22 protein-coding genes are annotated in these 24,589 nt (G+C 44.0%); 10 read left to right on the forward strand and 12 right to left on the reverse strand.

Annotated elements, in window-relative coordinates:
* The first annotated feature begins 282 nt into the window (after positions 1–282).
* From HRQ85_RS07600 to HRQ85_RS07615, 4 genes are all read left to right on the forward strand, one after another.
* Complete coding sequence (locus HRQ85_RS07600) at positions 283–900, forward strand: NAD(P)H-dependent oxidoreductase (protein WP_046223961.1); 618 nt, start codon at positions 283–285, stop codon at positions 898–900.
* Positions 900–2,825, forward strand: coding sequence for a monovalent cation:proton antiporter-2 (CPA2) family protein (locus HRQ85_RS07605; protein ID WP_048608770.1), 1,926 nt, complete (start codon positions 900–902; stop codon positions 2,823–2,825). Before HRQ85_RS07600 ends, HRQ85_RS07605 begins: the two co-directional genes overlap by 1 nt.
* Before the next feature lie 540 nt (positions 2,826–3,365).
* On the forward strand, positions 3,366–4,589 hold the full coding sequence (locus tag HRQ85_RS07610) for a DUF819 family protein (protein ID WP_046223963.1): 1,224 nt from the start codon (positions 3,366–3,368) through the stop codon (positions 4,587–4,589).
* A gap of 505 nt (positions 4,590–5,094) precedes the next feature.
* Positions 5,095–5,442 (forward strand): hypothetical protein, encoded by a 348-nt coding sequence (locus HRQ85_RS07615; protein ID WP_050644007.1) that lies wholly within the window; start codon positions 5,095–5,097, stop codon positions 5,440–5,442.
* A gap of 218 nt (positions 5,443–5,660) precedes the next feature.
* Here the strand turns inward: HRQ85_RS07615 and HRQ85_RS07620 are convergent, their stop codons facing one another.
* The 3 genes from HRQ85_RS07620 to HRQ85_RS07630 all read right to left on the reverse strand — a co-directional run bounded on the left by HRQ85_RS07620 (position 5,661) and on the right by HRQ85_RS07630 (position 9,053).
* A complete protein-coding gene (locus tag HRQ85_RS07620) occupies positions 5,661–6,521 on the reverse strand; it encodes a hypothetical protein (RefSeq protein ID WP_172379212.1) in 861 nt (286 codons plus the stop codon).
* 196 nt (positions 6,522–6,717) lie between these two features.
* Positions 6,718–7,749: an L-threonine 3-dehydrogenase gene (tdh, locus tag HRQ85_RS07625; protein WP_017059546.1), complete on the reverse strand. Its 1,032-nt coding sequence runs from the start codon at positions 7,747–7,749 to the stop codon at positions 6,718–6,720.
* A gap of 110 nt (positions 7,750–7,859) precedes the next feature.
* A complete protein-coding gene (locus HRQ85_RS07630) occupies positions 7,860–9,053 on the reverse strand; it encodes a glycine C-acetyltransferase (protein ID WP_017064793.1) in 1,194 nt (397 codons plus the stop codon).
* Positions 9,054–9,508: 455 nt separating this feature from the next.
* On the opposite strand from HRQ85_RS07630, the gene HRQ85_RS07635 reads away from it, so the two are divergent.
* The gene (locus HRQ85_RS07635; protein WP_009845598.1) at positions 9,509–10,441 is read left to right on the forward strand and encodes a LysR family transcriptional regulator; all 933 of its coding nucleotides are present in this window, start codon (positions 9,509–9,511) and stop codon (positions 10,439–10,441) included.
* Entirely contained in the window at positions 10,441–10,824 is a 384-nt protein-coding gene (gene gloA2, locus HRQ85_RS07640) for an SMU1112c/YaeR family gloxylase I-like metalloprotein (RefSeq protein ID WP_172379213.1), read from the forward strand. Before HRQ85_RS07635 ends, gloA2 begins: the two co-directional genes overlap by 1 nt.
* Before the next feature lie 112 nt (positions 10,825–10,936).
* Here gloA2 and HRQ85_RS07645 read toward each other — a convergent pair whose 3' ends face one another.
* From HRQ85_RS07645 to HRQ85_RS07660, 4 genes are all read right to left on the reverse strand, one after another.
* Positions 10,937–12,472, reverse strand: coding sequence for a PepSY-associated TM helix domain-containing protein (locus HRQ85_RS07645; RefSeq protein WP_172379214.1), 1,536 nt, complete (start codon positions 12,470–12,472; stop codon positions 10,937–10,939).
* A gap of 111 nt (positions 12,473–12,583) precedes the next feature.
* The gene (locus tag HRQ85_RS07650) at positions 12,584–12,934 is read right to left on the reverse strand and encodes a hypothetical protein (protein WP_048612954.1); all 351 of its coding nucleotides are present in this window, start codon (positions 12,932–12,934) and stop codon (positions 12,584–12,586) included.
* A gap of 301 nt (positions 12,935–13,235) precedes the next feature.
* Complete coding sequence (locus HRQ85_RS07655; RefSeq protein WP_017059534.1) at positions 13,236–13,631, reverse strand: cytochrome b562; 396 nt, start codon at positions 13,629–13,631, stop codon at positions 13,236–13,238.
* 144 nt (positions 13,632–13,775) lie between these two features.
* Positions 13,776–14,522, reverse strand: coding sequence for a phosphatase (locus HRQ85_RS07660; RefSeq protein ID WP_172379215.1), 747 nt, complete (start codon positions 14,520–14,522; stop codon positions 13,776–13,778).
* Positions 14,523–14,841: 319 nt separating this feature from the next.
* On the opposite strand from HRQ85_RS07660, the gene HRQ85_RS07665 reads away from it, so the two are divergent.
* Positions 14,842–17,865, forward strand: coding sequence for an HD domain-containing phosphohydrolase (locus HRQ85_RS07665; protein WP_172379216.1), 3,024 nt, complete (start codon positions 14,842–14,844; stop codon positions 17,863–17,865).
* A gap of 42 nt (positions 17,866–17,907) precedes the next feature.
* Here the strand turns inward: HRQ85_RS07665 and HRQ85_RS07670 are convergent, their stop codons facing one another.
* On the reverse strand, positions 17,908–18,933 hold the full coding sequence (locus HRQ85_RS07670; RefSeq protein WP_172379217.1) for a DMT family transporter: 1,026 nt from the start codon (positions 18,931–18,933) through the stop codon (positions 17,908–17,910).
* A gap of 91 nt (positions 18,934–19,024) precedes the next feature.
* Here HRQ85_RS07670 and HRQ85_RS07675 point away from each other — a divergent pair, with 91 nt between their 5' ends.
* Both HRQ85_RS07675 and HRQ85_RS07680 read left to right on the forward strand, forming a co-directional pair.
* Entirely contained in the window at positions 19,025–19,972 is a 948-nt protein-coding gene (locus HRQ85_RS07675; protein ID WP_061038439.1) for a LysR substrate-binding domain-containing protein, read from the forward strand.
* Between the two features lie 36 nt (positions 19,973–20,008).
* Positions 20,009–20,329, forward strand: coding sequence for a heavy metal-binding domain-containing protein (locus HRQ85_RS07680; protein WP_004730185.1), 321 nt, complete (start codon positions 20,009–20,011; stop codon positions 20,327–20,329).
* 107 nt (positions 20,330–20,436) lie between these two features.
* Here the strand turns inward: HRQ85_RS07680 and HRQ85_RS07685 are convergent, their stop codons facing one another.
* Both HRQ85_RS07685 and HRQ85_RS07690 read right to left on the reverse strand, forming a co-directional pair.
* Complete coding sequence (locus tag HRQ85_RS07685) at positions 20,437–21,693, reverse strand: peptidoglycan DD-metalloendopeptidase family protein (RefSeq protein WP_172379218.1); 1,257 nt, start codon at positions 21,691–21,693, stop codon at positions 20,437–20,439.
* Positions 21,694–21,854: 161 nt separating this feature from the next.
* Entirely contained in the window at positions 21,855–22,694 is an 840-nt protein-coding gene (locus HRQ85_RS07690; RefSeq protein WP_048612948.1) for a tetratricopeptide repeat protein, read from the reverse strand.
* A gap of 276 nt (positions 22,695–22,970) precedes the next feature.
* On the opposite strand from HRQ85_RS07690, the gene HRQ85_RS07695 reads away from it, so the two are divergent.
* Positions 22,971–23,486 (forward strand): cytochrome b, encoded by a 516-nt coding sequence (locus HRQ85_RS07695; protein WP_172379219.1) that lies wholly within the window; start codon positions 22,971–22,973, stop codon positions 23,484–23,486.
* A gap of 77 nt (positions 23,487–23,563) precedes the next feature.
* Here the strand turns inward: HRQ85_RS07695 and HRQ85_RS07700 are convergent, their stop codons facing one another.
* Both HRQ85_RS07700 and HRQ85_RS07705 read right to left on the reverse strand, forming a co-directional pair.
* The gene (locus HRQ85_RS07700; RefSeq protein ID WP_059018919.1) at positions 23,564–23,998 is read right to left on the reverse strand and encodes a hypothetical protein; all 435 of its coding nucleotides are present in this window, start codon (positions 23,996–23,998) and stop codon (positions 23,564–23,566) included.
* A 134-nt stretch (positions 23,999–24,132) separates the two neighbouring features.
* Positions 24,133–24,399, reverse strand: coding sequence for a hypothetical protein (locus HRQ85_RS07705; protein ID WP_017059525.1), 267 nt, complete (start codon positions 24,397–24,399; stop codon positions 24,133–24,135).
* Between the last annotated feature and the right edge of the window lie 190 nt (positions 24,400–24,589).

A 24,589-nucleotide genomic window follows, 5' to 3' on the forward strand; every position in this document is an offset into this window, starting at 1 on the left:
CGTTCTATGTAGGGTTATTGGATTATTTACGTTACCCACCAACGGTGACATAAAATGCCCATATTCGCTTTTACTATTCGTGAATAATTAGTTTTACTCAGTCATCGGCTACTTGCGCCTAAAAGACACAAAATGACGGGTGTCCTATATAATTAAACGCAGAAAAGCACACGTATCTAAACAAAGAAGTATGGGCTAATTCGTTGTTGTTCAACCATTCTTCTATTATTGTATAACTATAATTCCAATAAATATTATTCGTTAATGGACAAAGAGGGCTATATGTCGAAAAATCGAGTCTTGGTGCTATTCGCCCACCCTTCTCAACATCGTTCTGAAGCAAACAAACCCTTATTTGAACAAGCCAAACGCGTTGACGGTGTTACCTGTGTCGATCTCTATGCCGAGTATCCGACATTTAAAATCAACATCGACCGTGAACAGAAACGCCTGTTAGACCATGACATCATCATTTTTCAGTTCCCTTTGTATTGGTACTCAACACCGGCAATTCTTAAAGAGTGGCAAGACCTTGTTCTTGAATACGGCTTCGCCTACGGCGCCGATGGCAATGAACTACAGGGTAAGAACTTGTTATGTAGCATCACTGCAGGTGGCAAAAAAGACGCCTACCAAAGTGATGGCTATAACCATTTCACGATTCGAGAACTTCTTCATCCAATCGAACAAACCGCTTCTCTGTGTGGGATGAACTATCTTGCACCCTTTGCGTTATTTGGCTCGCGTACCGCGTTGGAAGAAAACCGCATTCAGGAGCATGTCGATAGCTATAAAGTGCTGTTAGAGGCGTTAGTTGCCGGCAAGATCAATATCAAGAAAGCCAGCAAAGCAGAAAAACTCAACCACTACGTAGAAGAACTAATGGCAGAGGTTAAATAATGACGGGATATTTTCTACAAGCGTTTATCTACTTAGTCGCAGCAGTTATTGCCGTGCCTATTGCCAAAAGACTTGGCCTTGGTTCTGTGTTGGGTTACCTCATTGCTGGTGTTGTGATTGGCCCAATCATTGGTCTAGTGGGTGAAGAGACCACAACCATTCAACACTTTGCCGAGTTCGGTGTGGTTATGATGCTGTTCTTGGTCGGTCTTGAACTTGAACCTAAGATGCTTTGGGCAATGAGAAACCGACTTATGGGGCTGGGTGGCCTGCAAGTTGGTGGCACGACCGCGATTGTAATGGGTATCGCCCTTTTCTTCGGACAACCTTGGACCATTGCGCTGACTATCGGTTTGATCTTCGCATTGTCATCTACCGCGATTGTACTCCAAACCTTTAACGAAAAAGGGCTATCCAAAACAGAAGGCGGCAAGAACGCTTTCTCAGTCCTACTGTTCCAAGATATTGCCGTCATCCCTATGTTGGCATTTATCCCTCTATTAGCCTTGCCAGAATTAATTGAAGCTGCACAAAGCGCGGTCGCTTCCGCTTCTGATCATCATGAAGAGTTAAGCCTCGTCGCTGGCCTACCCGGTTGGGCTTATGGCCTTGTGATCACAGCGTCTATTGCGATTGTTGTGGTCGGCGGGCACTTCTTGAGTCGTCCACTGTTCCGCTTCGTGGCAAGCTCAGGCCTGCGTGAAATCTTTACTGCAACCGCACTGATGTTGGTGATTGGTATTGCTGCACTGATGAGCCTAGTCGGCCTATCACCCGCTTTAGGTACCTTCCTTGCGGGTGTGGTTTTAGCAAACAGTGAATTCCGCCACGAGCTTGAGTCTAATATCGACCCGTTTAAAGGGCTGCTACTTGGCTTGTTCTTCATTACCGTTGGTGCTGGCATCAACTTTGATGTTCTATTCAACGACTTTGGTTTGATCATTGGACTCACTCTTGGCGTTATGCTTCTTAAAGCCTTGGTGCTATTTACGTTGGCATTGATCTTCAAAATCAAAAACAGTGACCGTTGGCTGTTTACATTGAGCTTGGCGCAAGCCGGTGAGTTTGGTTTTGTACTACTGAGCTTCTCAGCTCAAAACCACGTATTACCTGCGGACATCGTCCAAACATTGTCGCTGGTTGTGGCACTTTCAATGTTCCTAACACCAGGGCTGTTCATTCTATTTGATAAAGTGATTCTTCCTCGTTACGAACAAAAATCTAACGACCGCGAAGAAGATACCATCGAAGAGAAAGGCACCGTTATCATTGCAGGCATTGGTCGATTCGGTCAAATCGTTAACCGCTTGTTGGTGTCGAACGATGTCAATACGGTGGTTCTTGATCACCAAGCGAACCAAGTAGACTTACTGCGCTCTATCAATATCAAATCTTACTTTGGTGATGCGACTCGTCATGACTTATTGCATACCGCCGGAATCGAAGAAGCCGCGATGCTAGTAGTAGCAATCGATAATCAAGACTCAAGTGTTGAGTTAGTGAAGTACGTTAAGCACACATACCCTAAAGTGAAAATCTTAGCCCGCGCATTCGACCGAGGTCATAGTTATCGCTTACGAGAAGCAGGTGCAGACTTTGTGGAATCAGAGACCTACCATTCTGCTCTTGAAATGGGTGCTGAAGCCTTGCGCTCTTTGGGTCATCACCCATTCTTCGTCGAGCAGCAAAAGTCGACGTATCAACGCGTTGAGAGCCGTAAGTCTGAAAAGCTCTACCAAGCTTGGTCTGAAGCGGAAGAGAATCCACGCTACGACAATAACTACCGACAAATCTTCATTCACCTTGAAGAAGCAATGAAAGAAGATATGAAGAAAGACCGTTCAGACAAACACTCTCGCTCTGAACGTGGTTGGACACCTCCACCGAAAGGCTATGCAGATGGCTTTGAGGAAGAAGAGTCTTAAGCAGCATCTAGACTTCAGCTCTAGATAACCATGCAATTCAACCATCAAAAGCGGCTATTTGAGCCGCTTTTTCTTTCATTTACCCCCTACAAAACCTCAAATGAGCATAAGTATCAGGTGCTGAAACTCGTAATCCGAGAGATTTGTGTGATCTAGCTAAAATTTTTAATTTCTGACCACATAGCAAAAGTGGATTCAATTTTTACATTATTGAAACATTCCAACCCTGCATAAACCACACCATAAACATGGCTATATATGCACTCATTCCTGCCTTTCAAGCACCCACCCAATTCATAGCGACCACTCTCTAAGGCTTGAATTACATTGCATATATCGAAATGCGCCGCAAAAGCCCCAACAAACCCATTCATCAATCAAATAAATAACGCACGACATTCACAAATTCAAACCATCAAAATTAACATAAACATTTCAAAGTATGTCTATCGTTACAATTTGTAACGAATGACGGTTGTCGGTATAGTCCTGCAATTCAAAAAGTGAGACCTTTGCGCTCACCTTAAAGGAGATATAATAATGATTACTAATGATGCTGTAATAATGGGCATGTTAGCTGTTATTCTTGGCGGTGTTTTTATCACGGAAAGTAGCCAAAATAGCGCACTGAAAAAATTCTACTCGTTCGTTCCGGGTCTATTGCTCTGTTACTTTGTTCCTTCTCTATTGAACAGCCTAGGCATCATCGACGCATCAAACTCAAAGCTGTACTTTGTTGCAAGTCGTTACCTATTACCAAGCGCACTCGTTCTACTGATCATCTCAGCAGACCTTCGTAAAATATTTGGCCTTGGTTCTAAAGCCGTCATCATGTTCCTAACGGGTACTGTCGGCATTATCATTGGCGGGCCTTTAGCGATTCTAATTATCGACCAAGTTAACCCTGACCTCGTATCTGGCGATGTATGGCGTGGCCTTACAACTGTTGCTGGTTCTTGGATCGGCGGCGGTGCAAACCAAGCAGCAATGAAAGAAGTATTTGAAGTTGATGACCAACTCTTCTCAGCAATGATTACGGTAGACGTTATCTGTGCAAACATTTGGATGGCTGTGTTGCTTATCATGGCAGGTCGTCAGAAGAAGATTGATGCATGGCTAAAAGCTGACACATCATCTATCGAAGAGCTAAAAGAGACGGTTTCTAAATACCAAGAAGAGAACGCTCGTCCAACAACCACAACCGATCTCATGAAGATCACGGCAATTGCCTTCGGTTTAACCGGCCTAGCTCACTTATTCAGTGACATGATTGCACCGTGGATCTCAACCAACGCACCAGAACTTGCGAAATACAGCCTAACATCTGGCTTCTTCTGGTTGATCGTAATGGTAACAACGTTCGCGTTGATCGCTTCATGCTTCAAATCGACACGCAGCCTTGAGCACAGCGGCGCATCTAAAGTTGGTTCAGCGTTCATCTACATCCTAGTTGCAACTATCGGTATGCAAATGGATGTGACAGCTATCTTAGACAACCCAGGTTACTTCTTCATTGGTATTACATGGTTAACTATTCATGCCCTTCTGATGATTGTGATGGCGAAGCTAATTCGTGCCCCATTGTTCTTTATGGCTGTAGGTAGCCAAGCTAACGTAGGCGGCGCTGCATCGGCACCTATCGTCGCGGCTGCATTCCACCCAGCATTAGCACCAGTAGGTATCCTAATGGCGGTATTGGGTTACGCTCTCGGTACATACGGCGCTTACATCTGTGGCCTCATCATGCAAGTAGCTGCTGGTTAATACGACTAGCGCCAACAATCTGCTGAATTTTAAATCCGATATTGGTTCGCCAATGTCGGATTTTTTATGCGCGGTATAAATAGGTAATGAAACAGGAATAAAAACTTAAGTTCATACTTATATTTAATGATTAGAGCTTATTAAACACCTATTTCTAACTCCTTCCTAAGCCACACTCGATTAATTACTATTTTTCTACTGTCTTTGCATTGTTAACATTCAAAGAAATTTAACATCGGTTAAATTTATACATACATCTGCCATATTGCGCAGCAAGCCGTATGTGTTTAGCATCTACCCTCATAGAGAAAACGAAATTTAGAGATAGAACCCCCACGAAAAGGAAGGTATGGCGACATGCCAAGTCCTGCAAGATTGAAAGTCGCCATACTCCGAAACCGTATAACAATAAATATATGAATGGTTATAGAATGAAGTTATCCCAAATGACTTATCTCAAAGAACCGAACACTCCCACAAAGAACATTTTCCTCTAGGAGTAGAGATGAAGAATTGGAAAGTAAAATCGACAAAGCTAGTTAAAGGTCAGTACCTAGATTATCGAATCAGAGCGCAAAGCATAAACATTGACGCGAATGGACTGTTAGAGTTTTACGACATGGGCATCGTTGTATCTAGCTTTAGCAGTGACGAATGGTTTATCTGCTACCACACCAATGTATTTGGCTACACCAAGAAAAGCTACTGTAACCCGTTTCAATTTGCTCACTGTAAACAACTCAAAGAGATAGAAGAAGCAAGGCAAGAGATTGTCACTAACTCGCCATTAGCGCTGTTTATTAAAAACCGAAAATCTAGACCAAATCCGGTTGGTAGAAAACCAAATTTTTAGTGAGTTTAAGTTACGAGGAATATACAGAATGAGAAATATCCTTGATAAATTTAAAAAAGACATTGGTGTTTGGTTGTTTTTAACGCTCATCTTTGGTTATTTTATCTACGCTTCATTCAATATATGTTGGAGTGAAATATTCAGTTAATTAGCTAAAGCCATCCCAATTAATATCAAACCAAAGCTTTAACCTATTTAATGTCATAAGGGAAATACAACTAGTCGAATAAAGACGCCAATTTATTTTCCACCACAGGGCTGATATTAAAGCTCAACATAAAATCTGGACGCGTTTTTTCGTCTTTCTCAAGGTAATAGTTCGCTTCAATGCCAAACTTCCAAGGGCGTCCATTCAGAACCGTTGTTTTGCTAACACTGATATTCAACGGAATTTCCGCCTGATCCTTATTCCAGTCGTACGAGAATGTTGGTGCAGAGCCAACCGTCCAACCACCTCCTAATATCTCAACCCAAAACACTTGTGTCGATGTCTTGTTGATTCGAATATCAGAATGGTCGGCTCCGTCTCCAGAAACACCATACAAGTGATTGGGGAACATACCGAAAACTCGCTCGCTACTCGCCTTCCCGACCATAAACTCTGGCCCGACAGCAAATTGATCCGCCGTTAAGTCACTGCTGCCCGTAGGCAACGAAGCAAAGAGACCGAACGCGACAATAGTACCGCCCTCCATTTTAGGCGCATAAGCTAAATCAAATGAGATGTCTGAAACGCCAGACTGATCCATATGCTGCGAGCTTGCTGGTGTATCCACATGGAAATCGTTCTGTACGTAAGAGATAGCCGGGCGGAAGATCACTTTATCACCATTATCCATGGGGAAAGGGAGAGTTGGTTGTAATACTGTAGCGAAACTGTCCCCTCCACCATCGTAACCACCTGAATACTGAAGCTTTAAGTTTAGGCTAGCGTAAGCTGTGTTTGGGTTTGCAAGTTCCTTTGCTGCCTGTTCTGCCGCTTGATCGCTTTCAGATTTCGAAATGTCGACCTTAGCGCTAGCAAAATTCGGCGTTAATAATAGTCCAGTTATTATCAGTGCAAGTGGTTTACAAGCCATGAGCCCTCTCTTCAATAGTAAAACAATAAGATGTAACTGCTTATTGAGTATTTTAGAGATTACTGGGCAGTAAAATGGCCATTAAGTGACAGAGAGATAAGTTAACCCTAGGTAGAATTTAGATACAAAAATGCCCCAAATCGCTTTGAGGCATTTTCAATTAATCAGGAAGCTCGGGAGTGTTTACTCCTTTTGCTTATTCCCAATCAAGAATTACTTTACCAGACATACCAGAGCGCATCATGTCGAAACCTTTCTGGAAGTCGTCCACTTTGTAGTGGTGAGTAATGATTGGTGTTAGATCTAGGCCTGATTGGATTAGTGAAGCCATCTTGTACCAAGTTTCGAACATCTCACGACCGTAGATACCCTTGATAACCAAGCCTTTGAAGATTACTTGGTTCCAATCTACTGCCATGTCTGATGGTGGAATACCTAGTAGAGAGATCTTACCGCCGTGGTTCATGTTAGTCAGCATGCTGTTGAACGCAGATGGGTTACCAGACATTTCTAGGCCTACATCGAAGCCTTCAGTCATGCCAAGATCAGACATTACGTCTTCAAGCTTCTCTTCCATCACGTTTACTGCGCGAGTCACACCCATTTTCTTAGCAAGATCTAGGCGGTATTCGTTTACATCAGTGATAACAACGTGACGAGCACCAACGTGCTTAGCAACAGCTGCAGCCATGATACCGATTGGGCCAGCACCAGTAATTAGCACGTCTTCGCCTACTAGGTCGAAAGAAAGTGCTGTGTGTACTGCGTTACCAAACGGGTCAAAGATTGAAGCTAGATCGTCAGAGATTTCTGCAGGGATCTTAAATGCGTTGAACGCAGGGATCACAAGGAACTCAGAGAACGCACCAGTGCGGTTAACACCAACACCTGTTGTGTTACGACAAAGGTGAGTACGGCCGCCACGACAGTTACGACAGTGACCACATGTGATGTGACCTTCGCCAGATACACGGTCGCCGATTTCAAAACCACGAACTTCTTGGCCGATGCCAACAACTTCACCTACGTATTCGTGACCTACTACCATAGGTACTGGGATTGTATTTTGTGACCACTCATCCCAGTTGTAGATATGTACGTCAGTACCACAAATTGCGGTTTTCTTAATACGGATAAGAAGATCATTATGACCCATTTCAGGTTTTTCAACCTCGGTCATCCAGATGCCTTCTTCAGGCTTAAGCTTAGAAAGTGCTTTAATTTTCATAATGTTACCTAGTTCATCTTGCCTAACTATAAGGCGAGAATCAAAAATCTATATGTTCTACTGGGTGTTGCTCTATCTAATTAAAGGATGCCCGTGGCACCCCTTTAAAATTAGATGATACCCATGTCTTTACCAACTTGAATGAACGCATCGATTGCGCGGTCTAGTTGCTCACGAGAGTGTGCAGCAGACATTTGCGTACGGATACGAGCTTGACCTTTTGGTACTACAGGGAAAGAGAAACCTACAACGTAGATGCCTTTCTCTAGTGCGCGTTCTGCGAATTCAGCCGCTACTTTTGCATCACCAAGCATGATTGGGATGATTGCGTGATCTGCACCGCCCATAGTGAAGCCAGCTTCTTCCATGCGAGTACGGAAGTGAGCAGAGTTTTCCCATAGTTGAGTACGTAGGTCGCCAGATTCCGCAAGAAGATCTAGAACGCGGATAGACGCAGATACGATTGCAGGTGCAACAGAGTTAGAGAATAGGTATGGACGAGAACGCTGACGTAGCCAGTCGATCACTTCTTTCTTACCAGAAGTGTAACCGCCTGAAGCGCCACCCATTGCTTTACCTAGCGTACCAGTGATGATATCGATACGGTCTACAACGTTGTGGAACTCGTGAGTACCCGCGCCGTTTTCGCCCATGAAGCCCACTGCGTGAGAGTCATCAACCATTACTAGTGCGTCGTACTTGTCTGCAAGGTCACAGATAGCAGGAAGGTTAGCCACTACGCCGTCCATTGAGAACACACCGTCAGTTACGATTAGTGTGTGACGAGCGCCCGCTTCTTTAGCAGCGATAAGTTGCTGCTCTAGCTCTTCCATGTTGTTGTTCGAGTAACGGAAACGCATTGCTTTACACAGACGAACGCCATCGATGATAGATGCGTGGTTTAGTGCGTCAGAGATGATTGCGTCTTCTTTACCTAGAATTGTTTCGAATAAACCAGCGTTTGCATCAAAACAAGATGTGTAAAGGATAGTGTCTTCTTTACCTAGGAACGTAGAAAGCTTTTGCTCTAGTTCTTTGTGAGAATCTTGAGTACCACAGATGAAACGTACTGAAGCCATACCAAAACCGTGCTGATCCATACCATCTTTAGCTGCTTCGATAAGAGCTGGGTGGTTAGCAAGACCTAAGTAGTTGTTTGCACAGAAGTTTAGTACTTCTTCACCAGTCGAGATAGAAACCGCTGCTTTTTGTGCAGAAGTAATAATGCGCTCAGACTTGTAAAGACCTTCTTCTTTAACTTCTTCGATTTGAGTTTGAATCTGTTGGTAAAATGCAGAAGACATTGTCTCATTCCTTCCTAGTTATTATTTAGCAGCATCGCGCGCCGCTTTATGTAGGGATGCAAACGATCTCAACACGATCATTTACACTGTAAAACTTATGCCTATATTCTAGTTGAACATCCCCGTTCCGATTATCCCTTTAGTTGGAAAAACATTAATGAATCACAGGCACGAATAATAGTTCATCCCAGTGACACAGGGCACATTAACGCCCTTCACTTGCTCTTTTAAACGCCAAATCAGCTTTAATTTCCGTCTAATTTCGCTTTCATATCAAATATCAATTTTTCATCTCAGAATGCGCAGCAGCAACGCCGCTATACAGATGAGCTTCAAACACAACAACCTATCAGAGCAATCACGCTAATCAATTAATGAAATTAATTCACAAATCAAAGTAAATCGCTCACAATTGCCATTAAGTTCATCGTTGAAACTAGCCCAACTGGATACTTATGATTAACCCAAAACTCATTGCCCTACTTCCAGACCTCGCCTCGTTCATTTTGGTGGTTAACGAAGGCAGCTTTACGGCTGCAGCAAAACAGTTAGGTGTGACACCGTCAGCCTTGAGTAAGCTCATCACTCGTTTGGAAAAAGCGCTGTCGGTGAAACTGTTTGAGCGTACCACTCGTACCCTTATCATCACGCAAGCGGGTCAATTGGTTTACGACCAGAGCGTGGTGATGATCAACGCGGCTCAACAAGCCGTTGAACTGTCTACCTCTGACCATACCGAACCTGCAGGCTCGATAACGGTAGCGGCGCCTGAAGCCTTCTTGAACTCGGTGTTGCAGCCTTTCGTTGTCCCATTTTTAAATCAGTATCCAGAGATCCAACTTAAATTGAGAGCGGCTGATGGCGACATCGATATTTTACGACAAGGCATCGACATCGCATTTCGCCTTACCGATAAGCCCGACGAGAGCTTAGTATTAAAAGAGTTAGGTAAAACAAACCTCGTGTTGTGTGCAAGCCCTGACTATTTAGATGCCAAAGGGATTCCTCACCACCCTACCGAACTGTCTGAACACGATTGTTTGTATCTTGCAGAGACAGACAAAGACCACATTTGGGACTTTCTTAAAGATGATGAATTTCACACGGTCCCCGTCACTGGGCGTTACGCAGTTAACCATTCACAAATGCGACTGAAAGGCGTGAAAGAAGGTCTCGGCGTCGGTATTTTCCATGACTTCGTGATTCAAGATGCGTTGGCTGAAGGCTCCGTGGTACAGGTGTTGGAAGATTGGACCATCAAGAGTAATTACCACGGCGCGATTGCGATGCAGTTTGCTCAAACCAAGTACATGCCCGCTCGACTGCGTGTATTCATTGATTACGCCATGGAGCACTTAGGTGACAAGTTGGCAGGAGAAATAAACTGATGCTGAAAGGAATACACCACGCGGCCATAATCTGTTCAGACTACGAATTGTCGAAACACTTTTACACTGAGATTTTAAAACTTGAGATCATTGCCGAAAACTATCGTGAGGCTCGCCAGTCGTACAAGCTTGATTTAGCGCTCCCTACTGGTGCTCAGATAGAGCTATTCAGCTTCCCTAACGCACCAGAAAGACCTAGCTTTCCCGAAGCCCAAGGACTGAGGCATTTAGCCTTTTGTGTGGATGACGTTCAACACGTCAAAAGCTATTTGGAAGGACAAGGAATCGAAGTCGAACCGATCCGAATTGATGAATTTACACGCAAAGCATTTACTTTTTTTGCCGATCCTGACGGGCTTCCGTTAGAGCTTTATGAAATCTAAAGCTTTATCAAATATAGAGCTTTATCAAGTCTAACGTCTTCTTAGCAAACAGAGCATGTCATCTGATTAATGAAACTGACCTCCTCAAAAAGAAGGTCAGTTTGTGTATCAATTAGCTCAATGCCGTCTTGAATTTCTCGACACGCGAGAACAGTAACCAATCCAATAGCATGGCTGTCACGATAGTCGCACCCGCCAGTGGAAACAGCACTGAAATAACCACCACAGTCACCAAGCCTGCTTTCCAAAGCCCTGCATCACCAAACTTCGGTGGCGTACCAAGCTTTCTTTGTCCTGAAGGTCTACGCATCCACCACATCATAGCGCCAGTCACAGACACAACAATGAACGCCAAGCAGAACAAGGCATTTAGAAGCTTATTGATGATGCTGATGTCACCTTGGTGCAATGAAATACCAACCGCTAACGTCTTGGCAATGAAGTTATAATCTTGCCATGTCACCTCACCCAGAATACGACCTGAGTATTGGTCGAGGTGTGTGGTACGATCCTGCGTTGGATCGATGATGTCACCGCCCATAGTGTTGGCTGTGACCGTGTAGACACCCGTTTCTGAACGCGGGAAATTCACCTTGTATTGCGTAAAGCCAAGTGAGTACGCTTTTTCAGTAACGTCATCAATGTCGAAGTTGCTTGCTGACAACATATGTTGAGAGTGATCTTCACCCATCTTAGAATGGTCGTGAGGTTCCGTAGCCTCTTCCACATGATGAACGTGTTCTGCTGGCTTATCTTGAGACAAAGGCAATGGTGTTTGCTCCAAGTTCCAAGGGAGCTCTTCTTCTGAACCATGGTTAAGGGAAGCATGCGTCTTATCTGATAATGGAATATCGTCCCACATTTGAGCAGGGAAAGTGCTCCATGCTTGAACAAGCTTACCGCCCCAAAAACCTGTCCAGGCCAACCCAGATAGAATAAACAACAACAGAATAAGCGATAACGTGCCTCCAATGTTCGCGTGCAGATCACGCATGAGAACGCGTGGCCCGGATGAAACTCTCAACTTGAGAAAACCAGCGCGACTCGCGTTATCTCTCGGTAACCATAAGTAAATACCACTGATGAGCAACAGAATAGACAAGCTGATTGCGACTTCAATTAGATAATCCCCCCAATCACCAATCAACAAAGTGCCGTGAATGTCATTCGCGAGTTGGTACAGGCTGTCGCTACGCGGAATCTCTCCGACCACTTCGCCCGTATATTGATTTACCGTGGCGAAGACCGATGTGCCGTCTACAAGTGCTACCGAAAAGCGGTTAGCCAGATCAGGCGCTTTGCTCGGAACAAACTGGGTAACCGAGCCTTGTGGGTATTGAAGTTGTACTGCAACTAACTGTTGTGACACTTTAATCGGCTCGCCCGATGCAACAATCTCGATCGCATCGTGATGAAAAGCTAACTCGATTTCATCATCAAACAGCATCACCAAGCCTGTAATGCTCAGCATTAACATAAACGGGATGACGAATAGCCCAGCATAGAAGTGCCAGCGCCATGTGAGGAAGTAGAGAGTTTTATTGCGGTCTTTGCTTTTTATACTGGTTTTCGAACCGGTTGTTGCACTGCTTTTAGACTGCGAAGTTGCTTGTACTTTCGCAGGGGTTTGAGATTCATTTCTCAACATTATAATTTCCTTTGACACACGCAAACGCACCTTCTGAAAAATCAGAAAGTAACTTGAGCATGTTTAACTTTACTTAATACTTTATTTTTTAATTATTTTAATGGGTTAGGTTTAAGCAATAACAAAGGGAGGACCGCGTGGGGCTTGCCTCGTGTAGCGTTCGCTTAGAGCCAAAAAAGCGTAGCTGTCTGAGACAATAGAACTCAGTCGAGTTGTCAGTAGTGTAGTGGGAAGTTCATCTTGGTGAAACGTGGAAAAATGGCTAAACGGACACGGCTTTCCTTTATGAGTATTAGGTTCACCTTCTTCAATTTGAACCAGTTCAAAGCCATTGACCGTACATAACGACGCCCATACTCCCGCACTATTACCATGAGCATTGATAACAGGCATTAATGTCACTAGCGCCCAGCTTAATGCTGTTGCAAGTAACATGGAGAAGTTGAACGAGGTTCGGCGCATTATTCCAAGTCTTTATAAATTTCCCTTATTATGAGGGACTTGGAATATAGGTAAACGTAAAGATTAACAGCAAGTTAAAAAATTGAAGCTAACGCACACTCTTTTTCGTTAAATACTGGTTACAACACTAAAGCTAAGAAAGTAATACTCAACTCTTTGCAGCAGGCTTTCAATAAAAGAGATAATAAAAACGCCGCCTTACACCTTCCTTGAAAGAGGGTAATGTAAGGCGGCGTTTTAGAAATCGAATCTTGAGGTTTGCTCTTTGTTAACTATCTAGCAAACGTTCATGATTAACGAATTAACCGAAGATCTTGCTCCAGATGCTTGGGTTACGCTTCTCATGGTACTCTTCACGAAGGCCGTCAATAGTACGAAGTTCTTGCTGTGCCGACGCTAAGTCACCTTGGTCTAGCTTCTGCTCAATGCTATCCAGTGATGCACTGATCTTTTTGAAGCCTTCCATGAAGTTGTCTTCTTTCTCGACTGGGTAAACACCCGTTTTCAACTCTGCCACTAGCGTATCTAAACGAACGATAGGCTTTTGCATCTCTTCAATGCTTTGAGCTTCTGCCGCTTGTTTGAACGCAAGCTTCATTTCTTGCATGTTTTTCTTAAGGTCTACATTAGCAAATGCGTTGCCAGACAATACTGAAGCAGCGATTAAGCCAGATAAAAGGATTGAGCGAGTTTTCATTGTTTCTCCAAGTGAAGCGGTGTCTTTGAAGTTAGAGCCATCATTACTGTGGCACTTCGACTTTATTATTTTCGGCTAGTGTATACAAAAATCGGTCAGGCACAAAAATTGATTGTGTCGAAATGCAAACCCGCCGACATTCTCTTAAACAAGATCTGAATATTCTGGGATTTCACTACGACCGCGCAAGGCCAAAAAGGCTAGGAACTGCTTTGGCGAATGAGTGATCACTTTACTCGAATCTACACCCACTTCATCTAACAATACTGCGACTAAATCCAAGCCACCTACATCTAAACAGAAATGCGCATCGCTGCCTGTTGTAATAAATGCACCCTTCGCTTTCGCTATTCTTGCAATCTCATAACAACGGTCAACACTGCCAACTCGGCTATTGCCTTTGAGTGTGGTGTTGTTGATCTCAATCGCCACGTTGTTTTCAACCGCACATTGAATAACGGCTTCGAAATCGAAATCAAAATTAGGATTGCCTAAGTGACCAAGCGCATCAATTCGACCGCCCTTAATCACATTCACGAGAGCCTCTGTATGGGTAGCGACATCCGATGGGCGAAAAACGGGCTCGTGGAAGCTGGCAATTACCCAATCCAGATTCTTATCAACGCTCGGATGAATATCGATTTCACCTTGCGTGTTCATGATGTTCGACTCAACACCACGGATGATGGCGACCTCTTCGATAAAACGAGGAAGTACACGTTGGTTACTGAAGAACCAATAGTGTGGAGCGCCCGGCATTGATTCTGAATGGTCGGTAGTACAAAACATGGCTAAACCATTTTGCTTTGCCGACTTGGCGTTTTCAATCAATGTGCTGTAAGCATGACCACTTGCGTATGTGTGGGTGTGAGTATCTACTTTGAGTTCCATGAATCAATGCCCTCTTCGCTCGGTCAAAATACGTTTTTCAGAAAGTAACTCTGAATCTCTTTCAGGAAAAGAATGCTTCAGAAAATGAGTGCCTAATGGCAACAATTCGACCAGTTTATCAGCTGAAAGTGACAATTAGCACCCAAACATAAAGGTTTATTACTGGTTCATTTACATGACAGGTAATACGTGGCTAACCAAACGAGCCAACACTTGACCTTATCTAAGTTGAACCGCACACACTCGGTAATTGCGCCAATTTTTTGCAACCTACCCAAGTTCGTCAATACTTAAACCAGTCTACAAACTGGAGTGTTAGATGAGAAGAAGACGATATCCGCTGAGTATCCACATCACTAGCCTTTTCCTAATTTTGACAACACTTGTCGGTGCGGTATTGATTTCGATAAGTTATCGGCACTCTCAAGAGCTGCTGTTAGGCACAGTGCGCGAGATCAGTAATGAGCATCGCGACAAGCTGGAATCAGTATTTAAACAAGCGATTGCCCCGGTCATCACAACCCTAAATGTGATGGCGGTGAGCCCGTTTGTTGCTCATCAAACTTCCGCTGTCGAAAAAGACTCTTGGCTTGCTTCAGTCGATATCATCTTTAAGCAAAACACCAATTTGGTCGCTCTATTTTATGGTTCTGAAGATGGTGACTTTAGAATCTTTCGTCCATTAAGCACCAATAAACAGAGATCCGAAAACAGCGCCCCCGCTAAAGCAACCATGATGGTCAGCAGCACCAATCTAGACGGTGAAAACTTTATTACCTACCTTGATGGCGCACATCAAGTGATCAGTACTCGACAAGCAGAGAGTAAGTTCAACCCCACCACTCGTCCTTGGTTTCGTAACGCAAAGCCTGACGGCTCAATACAACTCTCTGAGCCCTATCTGTTCTATTTCCTGCAAACCAATGGCATTACACTCTCTAGGCGTTCGGCCGATGGCAAGCATGTTGTTGGTGCCGACTTTACATTGAGTTCGCTCTCTTCTCAGATCAGTGAATTAGCTTATTCTCCGCAAACCCGACTCGCCCTGTTCGATCAACATTTTAATCTTCTCGGTCAGCATCAACTTGAGCTATCAGTCCCCAAGCTTGCCACCCAGTCTGATGACACAAGTAAAACTGAGCAAACGAACAACCAAACGACGGAGAAACTCTCTGGCAGTGAACAAGACCAAAGCTTCTTTAATGTGCCCAAACGTGAACAGATGAAAGCATTGAAAGCGTCCGTCATAGCGCCGCTTATCTCTGATGAAGAGAAGTTTAACCTCAATCTAAAAAACGTTGAGTACAACTTAAACACTTGGGCACTAACGTTAACGCCGGTTCAACTGACTCAAAACGTCACCTTATACTTGGCAGAAGCGACGCCACACAATGAGCTGCTCGCTGATCTTATCTCGATGCGAGACAAGCAAGTTGCGGTCGCGATTGGGATGCTGTTCATCTGCTTCGCTATCGTATGGTTTGTTGCTAATCGCTTGTCTCAGCCACTCAATACGCTGATGCAACTCACCGACAACATCGCTCGGTTCGACTTCAGGCGTACTCACTATCCCAAAAGCATGATTCAAGAAGTGGCTAACCTCGCCCACTCGATTGAGCTGATGGAACACACGCTTCATGACTTGATAACACTACTTAGAGACACGGCCGGGAATCAGGAATTTTCGATCTTAGCCAAGAACATTGCTCATCAAAGCTATTTAATTACCAAAGCAGAAACCATCGTCCTCTTCACTCAATCAAAAGAGAAAGACGTGTTTGATACGGCAGCCAACCTTGCCATTTTGCCTTTTAAAGCCGATATCAATGACTTCATCAAACATACCCCTTGGTTGCTGTGTCAGCTTAAATCTGGTGAGACGATCCATTTAAACCGAGAAGACAATGTTCTCAACTATTATCAGGATTCGATCTTCAATTCAGACCTGTACCTGTTTCCACTGTTAAACAGAGAAAAGTTGTTGGTAGGGATTGTGGCAATTGGCTATGAAAGACCTATCACCAAGATGCAAGCCGATAAGCACGCCTTTTTACGAGAGCTGCTCAGCTTTGCGGAAATAGCGAAAGACAACATCGACCAAATGCAGCAACAAAAAGACATGCTTAATGCCTTTATCGAGCTGATTGCTTCGGCGATTGATACCAAGTCACCATACACGGGCGGGCATTGCCAACGAGTGCCTGAACTCACCAAATGGCTGACTCAAGCGACCATTGATGATGACCGCTATTACCCGCAATTCTCATTGGATAGTAAACAGTGGGAAGAATTGATGCTCGCCGCTTGGCTTCATGACTGCGGCAAGGTAACCACGCCTGAATATGTGGTAGACAAGGCAACAAAACTGGAAACCATTTACGACCGAATCCACGAAGTGCGAATGCGTTTTGAGTTGTTGAAACAGCAAGCGGAAACCGATTACTGGAAAGCCATAGCGAACGGTGCGCTACAAGAAGGACAACTCAAAATACTCGAACAAAACCTGTCTGAACTGGATGAGGAGTTTGCCTTTGTTGCTCAGTGTAACCTTGGTGGCGAATCTATGACGGAAGAGCAGCTAGAACGCTTAGATCAAATAGCCAAACGCCAATGGAAACGCACACTGGATGATCAATTGGGTTTGTCTTGGTCTGAAAAAGAGAGGTTCAACACCTCAAAAGAGTCGGTTGAGAAAGAGAGAATTGAACCAACAAGTCAGGAAAAGGGTTTGCCTGTCATGGAACCCCTACTTGCAGATAAGCCTGAGCATAAAATACCTTGGGACAATGGCTTTAACCCTGCCGATGTATGGCAAGAAGCGTTTGTACTTAAGCCCGGAGAAGTTAAATACAACCAAGGTGAACTGCACAATTTGAAAGTACGCCGTGGTACGTTAAACGATGAAGAACGTTTCATGATCAACGATCATATTATCCAAACCTTCACCATGCTCAACAAGCTGCCTTACCCGCCTTACCTTCAAAACATTCCGGATATCGCCAGCGGACACCACGAACGTATCGACGGTAAGGGATACCCAAGAGGCTTAAACGAAGACCAGTTACCTCTGCCGTCCAGAGCAATGGCAATTGCTGATGTCTTTGAAGCGCTCACCTCTAGTGATCGCCCTTATAAGAAAGGTAAACTCTTAAGCGAATCACTCAACATCATGACCGACATGGCGACCAGCGGTCATATCGATCCCAAGTTGTATTTGTTGTTTTTGGAAAACAAAATCTACGACAAATACGCTGAGCGATTCCTAGAAATGAACCAACGCTGCGAGATTGACCCGCACGAACACATCGACCGAGTAAAAGAATACATACGCTCATTGTTCTAAGTTTTAAGTTAACCATTCAGAGGATAAGCCATAACTCAATGGTTAGCTTTTAGCTGCCGAGTCCAATACCGCAACGTCCACTACAGTCGCTACAGCCACTGTGGTGTGCGGTTTTTGTTTGGCTTTCGCCTTGCTGTGTCTTTTTGCCAGCAATGTATTGGTGATGCTCGCCACGACAATTAGGTTAATGCCAATCATCTGCTGTGTAGAAAACACATCATCAAAGAACAAGCCCTGCCAAAGCGCGCTAAACAGCATGTTAGTAAAAATCAGAGGTGCCAACTGGGAGCCACTGTCTGCGAGCTTATACGCCTTGGAGCGGAAGATTTGGGTATTGATGGTAAACAGTGCAAGGCCAAGCGCTCCGAGAACAATCCAGCGTAAATCGTCAAAAGACAATAACACCGACAAGGTTCCTTTCTCTGCACTTTCAAGCACATCAGGCACCGCAGAAACTGAAGTAAACACCACCATTGGTATCACAATGATTGCCGCGACTAAAAAGGTCCATGCGTTAAGCACTGCTGGTGTCAGGCTGGTTTTAGACGCTCGGTACAAGCTCACTTGCGAGCCAGAATTAAATACCCCCGCGAGAAGCCCAAGCAGAAGCGCAGGTCTAAAGAACTCCGAACCCAACTCAAACTGCGACCAATCCCCTGCCATCATCACTACGCCAACAAAGGTGACAGCTAAACACACGATCGTCGTTGTATGAATCTTGGTTCTAAATATTAACTTTTCTAACAATGGAATAAACAGAGGACCAGTACTGAACAACACGACCCCTTCAACAAGCGTTAAGGTTTGCAGTGAAGTAAGGAAACACCACTGACACGCCACCATAAAGATCGCCCGCATCACCAAAGGTTTCCACATTTCTCGTGTCGGCTTGCTGATTTTGTAAAAGGTCAGAAAAAGAAATAAGAACAGACTGGGTAACAAAAAACGCACGAAACTGAGTAACGAAGTGGGCATCACTTCAGATAGATACTTGGCCATCAAGCCGCTTAAAGACAAACTGAACGTCGACAACAACATGAAAATCGTCGCCTTGGTAATATCAGACATAATTATCACCTCCTATGACATCTATTTTAGAGGCGTGACGTAATGAAAAATAGCGAGTAATATTAACCATAACTGTAAGGAAAACTTACCAATGAAAAAACTCGTTCCGCTTAAATCCGTTTACGCTTTCATTGCTGTCGCTGAGACTGGCAGCATGACCGACGCCGCTCGGGTGCTGTACGTCAGTCACTCTGCGGTAAGCCAAGCGATCAAGTCGTTAGAACAACTGGTCAACAAGCCTTTGTTTCAACGAGTCGGTCGTCGTGTTGTTCTTAATGCCGCCGGTAAGCGATATTATCGAAAAGTCGCGCCCGCGCTTGAGCAAGTGATAGAGGCGACCGAAGAGCTTGCCAGAACGCCTAACGACCACCGCATTACCCTCAACATGGTCAATTCGCTCGCGATGCACTGGTGGATCCCACGAGTTCCCGACTTCCAAGCCTTCGCTCCCTCACTTGATATCCGTATTTCGACGCTAACAGGCCCTTTCGATATTGAGCAGGAAGGGGTCGATGTTGCGCTTGTACATGGCAAGCCCAACGAGTGGGAGCAATATTACAGCGAGAAACTGGGCGACGATGATTTGGTCTTGGTGTGCAGCCCTACTCTATTAAAAAACCAGGCCGGATTGAGCGTTGAGCAACTCGTCAAACAAAACCCAACCATTGGCGTTTTTAACCTCAGGCGACAACACGACTGGCAAGTGTGGTGCGACAATTACCAGATCCCAATGCCCACATTCCATAGCAATCTGACGTTCGATGTCTCCATTCAAGCGGTGCAAGCTGCAATTCGTTCGTTAGGCGTACTAGTAACGCATCGCTTGTTTGTGAAAGATGATATCAGCCATGGGATGCTTGTCGAATTGGGTAAACCGGTTGCTAACCCGCACCAAGATTTTTACTTTGTTTGCCCGAAAAACAAATTAAAACAAGAAAGTGTGCTAAAACTGAGAACATGGTTAAGACATGAATTCACACGCTCAGAGACAGCACTGAACGATGACATTCAGGAACAAGACCAAACTATCAATCAATAAGCGAGTGACAGCTCAGCAAGCTTACAAGAGGCCATTATGATTATTACCACCACACAATCAGTCGAAGGCAAGCGCATTGTCGATTACAAAGGAGTTATTGCCGGGGAAGCCATTCTAGGGGTGAACGTTTTCAAAGATATGTTTTCAGGAATTCGTGACTTTGTGGGTGGTCGCTCAGGCACCTACGAGAAAGAACTGGAAAAAGCACGTAACTACGCGTTCAAAGAGTTAGAACAGAAAGCAATTGAAGCAGGTGCCAACGCAGTGGTAGGCGTAGATATTGATTACGAAGTACTTGGCACAGGCAATGGTATGCTGATGGTTTCAGCAAGCGGCACAGCGGTGGTGGTTGCTTAACTGAATCACTCGCTAAATCGTGTGATTACCTAGAAAAACGCCCCTTAGCTAAATCGCTAGCTAAGGGGCGTGATCATATTCGTTGGCCAACTTAGGCTTGAATATCTCTAACTCGCGCGATCTGCTGGCTCAGAGATCATGGCATCAAAAGAGGCAATTCGAGCCAAAAACTCTTTTCTATCTTTAGGCATAATTGAGCTTGCCATTGGTAAGTTCGCCTTCATTGCATCGACGGCGCGACCACGAACCAATACCTCAAAGTGCAAGTGCGGGCCAGTAATACGACCAGTAGCACCCGATAGCGCAATTTTCTGACCTCGCTTAATTTGCTGACCTTTCTTAACTAAGAAGCGGCTCAAGTGAAGATAACGCGTCGTATATACGCTGTTGTGTTCAATCACCAAATATTTACCAGCATACGGGTGGTCACGAAGTGCCACCACACGACCATCACCTGTTGAGTAGATAGGTGAACCAACAGGTGTCGCAAAATCGGTACCATTGTGCGGTGAGATTCGCCCCGTTACTGGGTGTCTTCGTGTCGGATTAAACGAAGAAGTGATTCTTCGGAACTTTCTGTCGACTGGGTATCTATCAAAGGCTTGCTCTAGACTATTTCCCTCCCTGTCATAAAAAAGACCATCTGGTGCTAGAAAAGCTGCCACTTCTCGGTTTCTTAATTGAATTGAGATACCTTGAATTTCTGTTTTGCCCGTTAAGTGATCATCCGTGTACTGCTCTTTGACCAATACATTAAAGCTGTCACCGGCTCTCAGCTCACGAGCGAAGTTGACTTTGTCTTTTAGTGTGCGGGTGATATTGGCTATCTGGTTAGTAGTTAACCCCGCTTTGTAGGCTGACGTTGAAAAGCTACCGTGGACACTACCCGCATAGAGTTTTTCTTTCCATTCGCCTGGGATCTCGTGGAATTTATATGTAAAGCTACCATCATCGTTTCGAGTAAAAGCAGCTTGCTCAACCAGACTCTCGTGATAAATCAGCTCGACGAGTTGTTTAGAGTCACTATCCAAAAGTAACTCTAGATGGTCACCAGGCTTTATTGTATCGAGTTTCAAAGACTCCAAATCCGCTTCCATCACCTTTTGAACTGTTCCATAAGACAGTTGCCATGACGAAAAGATGTTGCTTAGCGTATCGCCAACTTTCACAAAATAATGGACCTTAACCAAAGAGTTGGGAGTCGATTGCGAGTCGATAGCTGCCTCATTATTCGGTTGAGGACCTTGATAAGGTGTTATTTTTATAGAGATTTCTGGTGCTGGTTCGGAGTGAAAAGAGAGCAAAGCAGCAAGGGAAAATGCACTGATAGCAATAACGATCAGGCCAATACGGAGGAACTTCATAAAATACTTAGCGGTTATAACGAGGAACTTAGAAAGTGTTATAACATAACAATTAAATCAAAAAAATAAATGAAATGTAAGAAACCATAGCGCGATAGGTGTGAAAGTATGGTGAGCATGCAAAGCCCACCACCTTAGTTAACACGGATCTTTACCTCATGTTACTCTTCACGAAGTGCTTCGAAGCGTTCTAAGCCTCGCAGCATCTCAAAGTCAGGTTCATCAGCCAATAGCTCTCGCATTGAACCACTGGCTTCGATAGAGCGCTCTAAGTCATCGATCGCTTGGCCTTCAGCACCTAACCTTGCGTAAGCACAAGCACGTTGATACAAGGCGTGAGCGTTTTGATCGTCTACTTCCAACACGCGATTACATAAGCTCATCGCCCAGTGGTATTCCTGCATGTCCATTGCGGCATCAGCTTTGTAAGTTAGTGCTTCCAAATCACCTGGGCGGACTTTTAAGATCTCATCGTAAATTTCAATTTTTTGCTCGGCAGTTTGAACATTCTGAGCCCTCAACCACAAGTTGTGAATCTCATTGATGATTTCGATTTCTCGGTTGTTCTCTGAGATGATTCGAGTCTTGCGCTTAAGATCCCTTTCAAGAAGGTTAAACTTCTTCTCATAGTCTTGGGCAATGTCGTTGAGTCGTCGATCTGCCATCTCTTTAGTGGTGTGTTTCAACTCTTTGAGCGATTGCCAGCCCACCAGTGCAATTAGGGAGGCAACACCGGCAATAATGTAGAAGAAGTAGGTTACGGTTACATTGGCGTAATTCAGAGACTTGTCTGCCACAGTCAGTTCCCGGTCAGTCATCTGAATGGTCAAGCGTCTTTCAAGATCCTGCTGTTCCATTCGAAGCTGCTTCAACTCATCCAAGATATAGCGTTCCATCAGCGGTCTATCCAAATACTCTTGTTCCGAGTACTTAACCTCTTCGCTTGCAAAACTCATCGTGCTGAACACCGAGATAACTGCAATCAATAAGATTCGAAGCATTATACATTCCTTATATATTTATCTTTAGACTAACTGTATCTCGTAATAGGCATACAAGCTAGGAAGTCGACAAGTTTGCTATGTCCATATTGGAATTAACACTCTAAAACATCATTGATAATTATAAAACACCTGAAGCAACATCATTAATTTCTAAATTATAAAAATACCGCGTAATACTGTTCTATATAATTAATTCGCGATGCGAATATACCGAGAATTGATTTATTGCATCGAGATGAATCTTATATTAATAACGATCAGAACGAGGTTAATTTGAATAATCCACGATACGATTTAGTGAGCCGTGTACTGCACTGGGTAATGGCTTCTGTAATCATCTATGCGACAATCGCAGGGTATGTGATGCACTATGTCACCAGTCATCCAGAGCTGTTTTCTTTTCTGTCAGTGCTCAACATGTCATTGGCGACCGTTGCGACACCATTGCTTGTGGTTCGTTATATCTGGAGCCACTTTCGCTCATCGCCAAGCATGCCAACCTCTGTGCCTGAAGGGCAAAAATGCGTTGCCAAGCTTGCACACTCTTTGATGTACCTTGTGATGTTTATGGTTTTCAGCACTGGTTACTTAATGCTAAAAGAACCGTACTCGTTATTTTGGTTAGTGAGCGTAAATAATCTAATTACCGACTCTGCAATCAACGGCTTCTTTTTCTATTTACATCGTGCCAGTTGTATTGCCCTAGCCTGTTTAATTGTGCTGCATATCAGTGCCGCACTTAAACATCACTTTGTCTCTAAGAACTATGTATTGAAGATGATGCTCTAGATTCAAAGAATTCAAGGCGGTTTACACAAACAAAAAAGCCATAGCATGTTCGCTATGGCTTTCTTATTTCAATTTGATTACTTGGTTTGAGTATCTATCATCACTTGCCAGTATTCACACTTGGCCAAGAATTCTTTTAAATAAAGCTCTGGGTTAGCAAGCTTCTCACCGCCTTTAACATCAGCTCCAGTCACACGCCAAAAACCACGAGTGACCAAGTTTCGATGATAAATAAAATCATTGAGTTCATTGGCCTTCAAAGGAAGTTTTTCACCAAACGTATTTTCGTAGCGGCTCAGAGTCGAGGCTTGTTCACTTGGCTTCTCCCTTAAAAAGGTATCCAAATCCAAACCTAATGACTGTTGCTGCTCTTTTGATAGAGCTTTAGCTAATTTAGAGATCACACTGAACAGAGCCAACTCAACTTTTTGAGACGCTAATAACGATGCGCCTAAAAGCGCATGTTCGTTGGAAATGTGTTGTTCTGTTGATGAAACGGTTGCTGTTGTCACTGTGTTAACCTCAAATAATCATAACGGGTGTTACTGAACTGGATAGAGTCTTTTCACTAAGCTGAATCTTCTTCTTGTCATTAAGAAGAATCTTACAGTTAAGCTGAGTCTTGTAGCTAAGCAAAGTCTTACAGTTAAGCAGAATCTTTTAGCAGAACACGGTCAGCATCAATAATGGTGAAGCCCGATGCATCTTCATTCTTTTCAACTTGCACTAAACCTTTAAAACCAATCTGCGACAGCTTCTTCGCAAGTTGATCTGGTGCTGTTTCAAAAACAACATTCATAAAAGGTAAAGACTCAGCATCAACAAAACCATGCTCGTTAAACAGTTCCATTGCTTGAGATAAATGGTCTGAGTCGGTTAATTCGATAATTTCTACAACTTCTTCCAACAACATTTTCGATTCCATATTCGCCAGAAAGTGACTGACACAAGCACTTACGTTTTGCTCGCATACATCCCGATGCCCGAAGACACCCCTTTAGTAGTAGGGAGATCATAACATATTAATAATCGAAAAATATGTTTAATTTCCCTAACCTATTGGGAATATTAGAAAACAATAGAAACTGGTGAAGCATAGACAA

This window comes from Vibrio sp. Vb339, assembly GCF_902751245.1.
GTDB lineage: Bacteria > Pseudomonadota > Gammaproteobacteria > Enterobacterales > Vibrionaceae > Vibrio > Vibrio coralliirubri.

Excerpts from the sequence above, each read along its gene's own strand:
- HRQ85_RS07600 (WP_046223961.1), top strand. The coding sequence starts at position 283 with ATGTCGAAAAATCGAGTCTTGGTGCTATTCGCCCACCCTTCTCAACAT.
- HRQ85_RS07605 (WP_048608770.1), top strand. The coding sequence starts at position 900 with ATGACGGGATATTTTCTACAAGCGTTTATCTACTTAGTCGCAGCAGTT.
- HRQ85_RS07610 (WP_046223963.1), top strand. The coding sequence starts at position 3,366 with ATGATTACTAATGATGCTGTAATAATGGGCATGTTAGCTGTTATTCTT.
- HRQ85_RS07615 (WP_050644007.1), top strand. The coding sequence starts at position 5,095 with ATGAAGAATTGGAAAGTAAAATCGACAAAGCTAGTTAAAGGTCAGTAC.
- HRQ85_RS07620 (WP_172379212.1), bottom strand. The coding sequence starts at position 6,521 with ATGGCTTGTAAACCACTTGCACTGATAATAACTGGACTATTATTAACG.
- tdh (WP_017059546.1), bottom strand. The coding sequence starts at position 7,749 with ATGAAAATTAAAGCACTTTCTAAGCTTAAGCCTGAAGAAGGCATCTGG.
- HRQ85_RS07630 (WP_017064793.1), bottom strand. The coding sequence starts at position 9,053 with ATGTCTTCTGCATTTTACCAACAGATTCAAACTCAAATCGAAGAAGTT.
- HRQ85_RS07635 (WP_009845598.1), top strand. The coding sequence starts at position 9,509 with ATGATTAACCCAAAACTCATTGCCCTACTTCCAGACCTCGCCTCGTTC.
- gloA2 (WP_172379213.1), top strand. The coding sequence starts at position 10,441 with ATGCTGAAAGGAATACACCACGCGGCCATAATCTGTTCAGACTACGAA.
- HRQ85_RS07645 (WP_172379214.1), bottom strand. The coding sequence starts at position 12,472 with ATGTTGAGAAATGAATCTCAAACCCCTGCGAAAGTACAAGCAACTTCG.
- HRQ85_RS07650 (WP_048612954.1), bottom strand. The coding sequence starts at position 12,934 with ATGCGCCGAACCTCGTTCAACTTCTCCATGTTACTTGCAACAGCATTA.
- HRQ85_RS07655 (WP_017059534.1), bottom strand. The coding sequence starts at position 13,631 with ATGAAAACTCGCTCAATCCTTTTATCTGGCTTAATCGCTGCTTCAGTA.
- HRQ85_RS07660 (WP_172379215.1), bottom strand. The coding sequence starts at position 14,522 with ATGGAACTCAAAGTAGATACTCACACCCACACATACGCAAGTGGTCAT.
- HRQ85_RS07665 (WP_172379216.1), top strand. The coding sequence starts at position 14,842 with ATGAGAAGAAGACGATATCCGCTGAGTATCCACATCACTAGCCTTTTC.
- HRQ85_RS07670 (WP_172379217.1), bottom strand. The coding sequence starts at position 18,933 with ATGTCTGATATTACCAAGGCGACGATTTTCATGTTGTTGTCGACGTTC.
- HRQ85_RS07675 (WP_061038439.1), top strand. The coding sequence starts at position 19,025 with ATGAAAAAACTCGTTCCGCTTAAATCCGTTTACGCTTTCATTGCTGTC.
- HRQ85_RS07680 (WP_004730185.1), top strand. The coding sequence starts at position 20,009 with ATGATTATTACCACCACACAATCAGTCGAAGGCAAGCGCATTGTCGAT.
- HRQ85_RS07685 (WP_172379218.1), bottom strand. The coding sequence starts at position 21,693 with ATGAAGTTCCTCCGTATTGGCCTGATCGTTATTGCTATCAGTGCATTT.
- HRQ85_RS07690 (WP_048612948.1), bottom strand. The coding sequence starts at position 22,694 with ATGCTTCGAATCTTATTGATTGCAGTTATCTCGGTGTTCAGCACGATG.
- HRQ85_RS07705 (WP_017059525.1), bottom strand. The coding sequence starts at position 24,399 with ATGTTGTTGGAAGAAGTTGTAGAAATTATCGAATTAACCGACTCAGAC.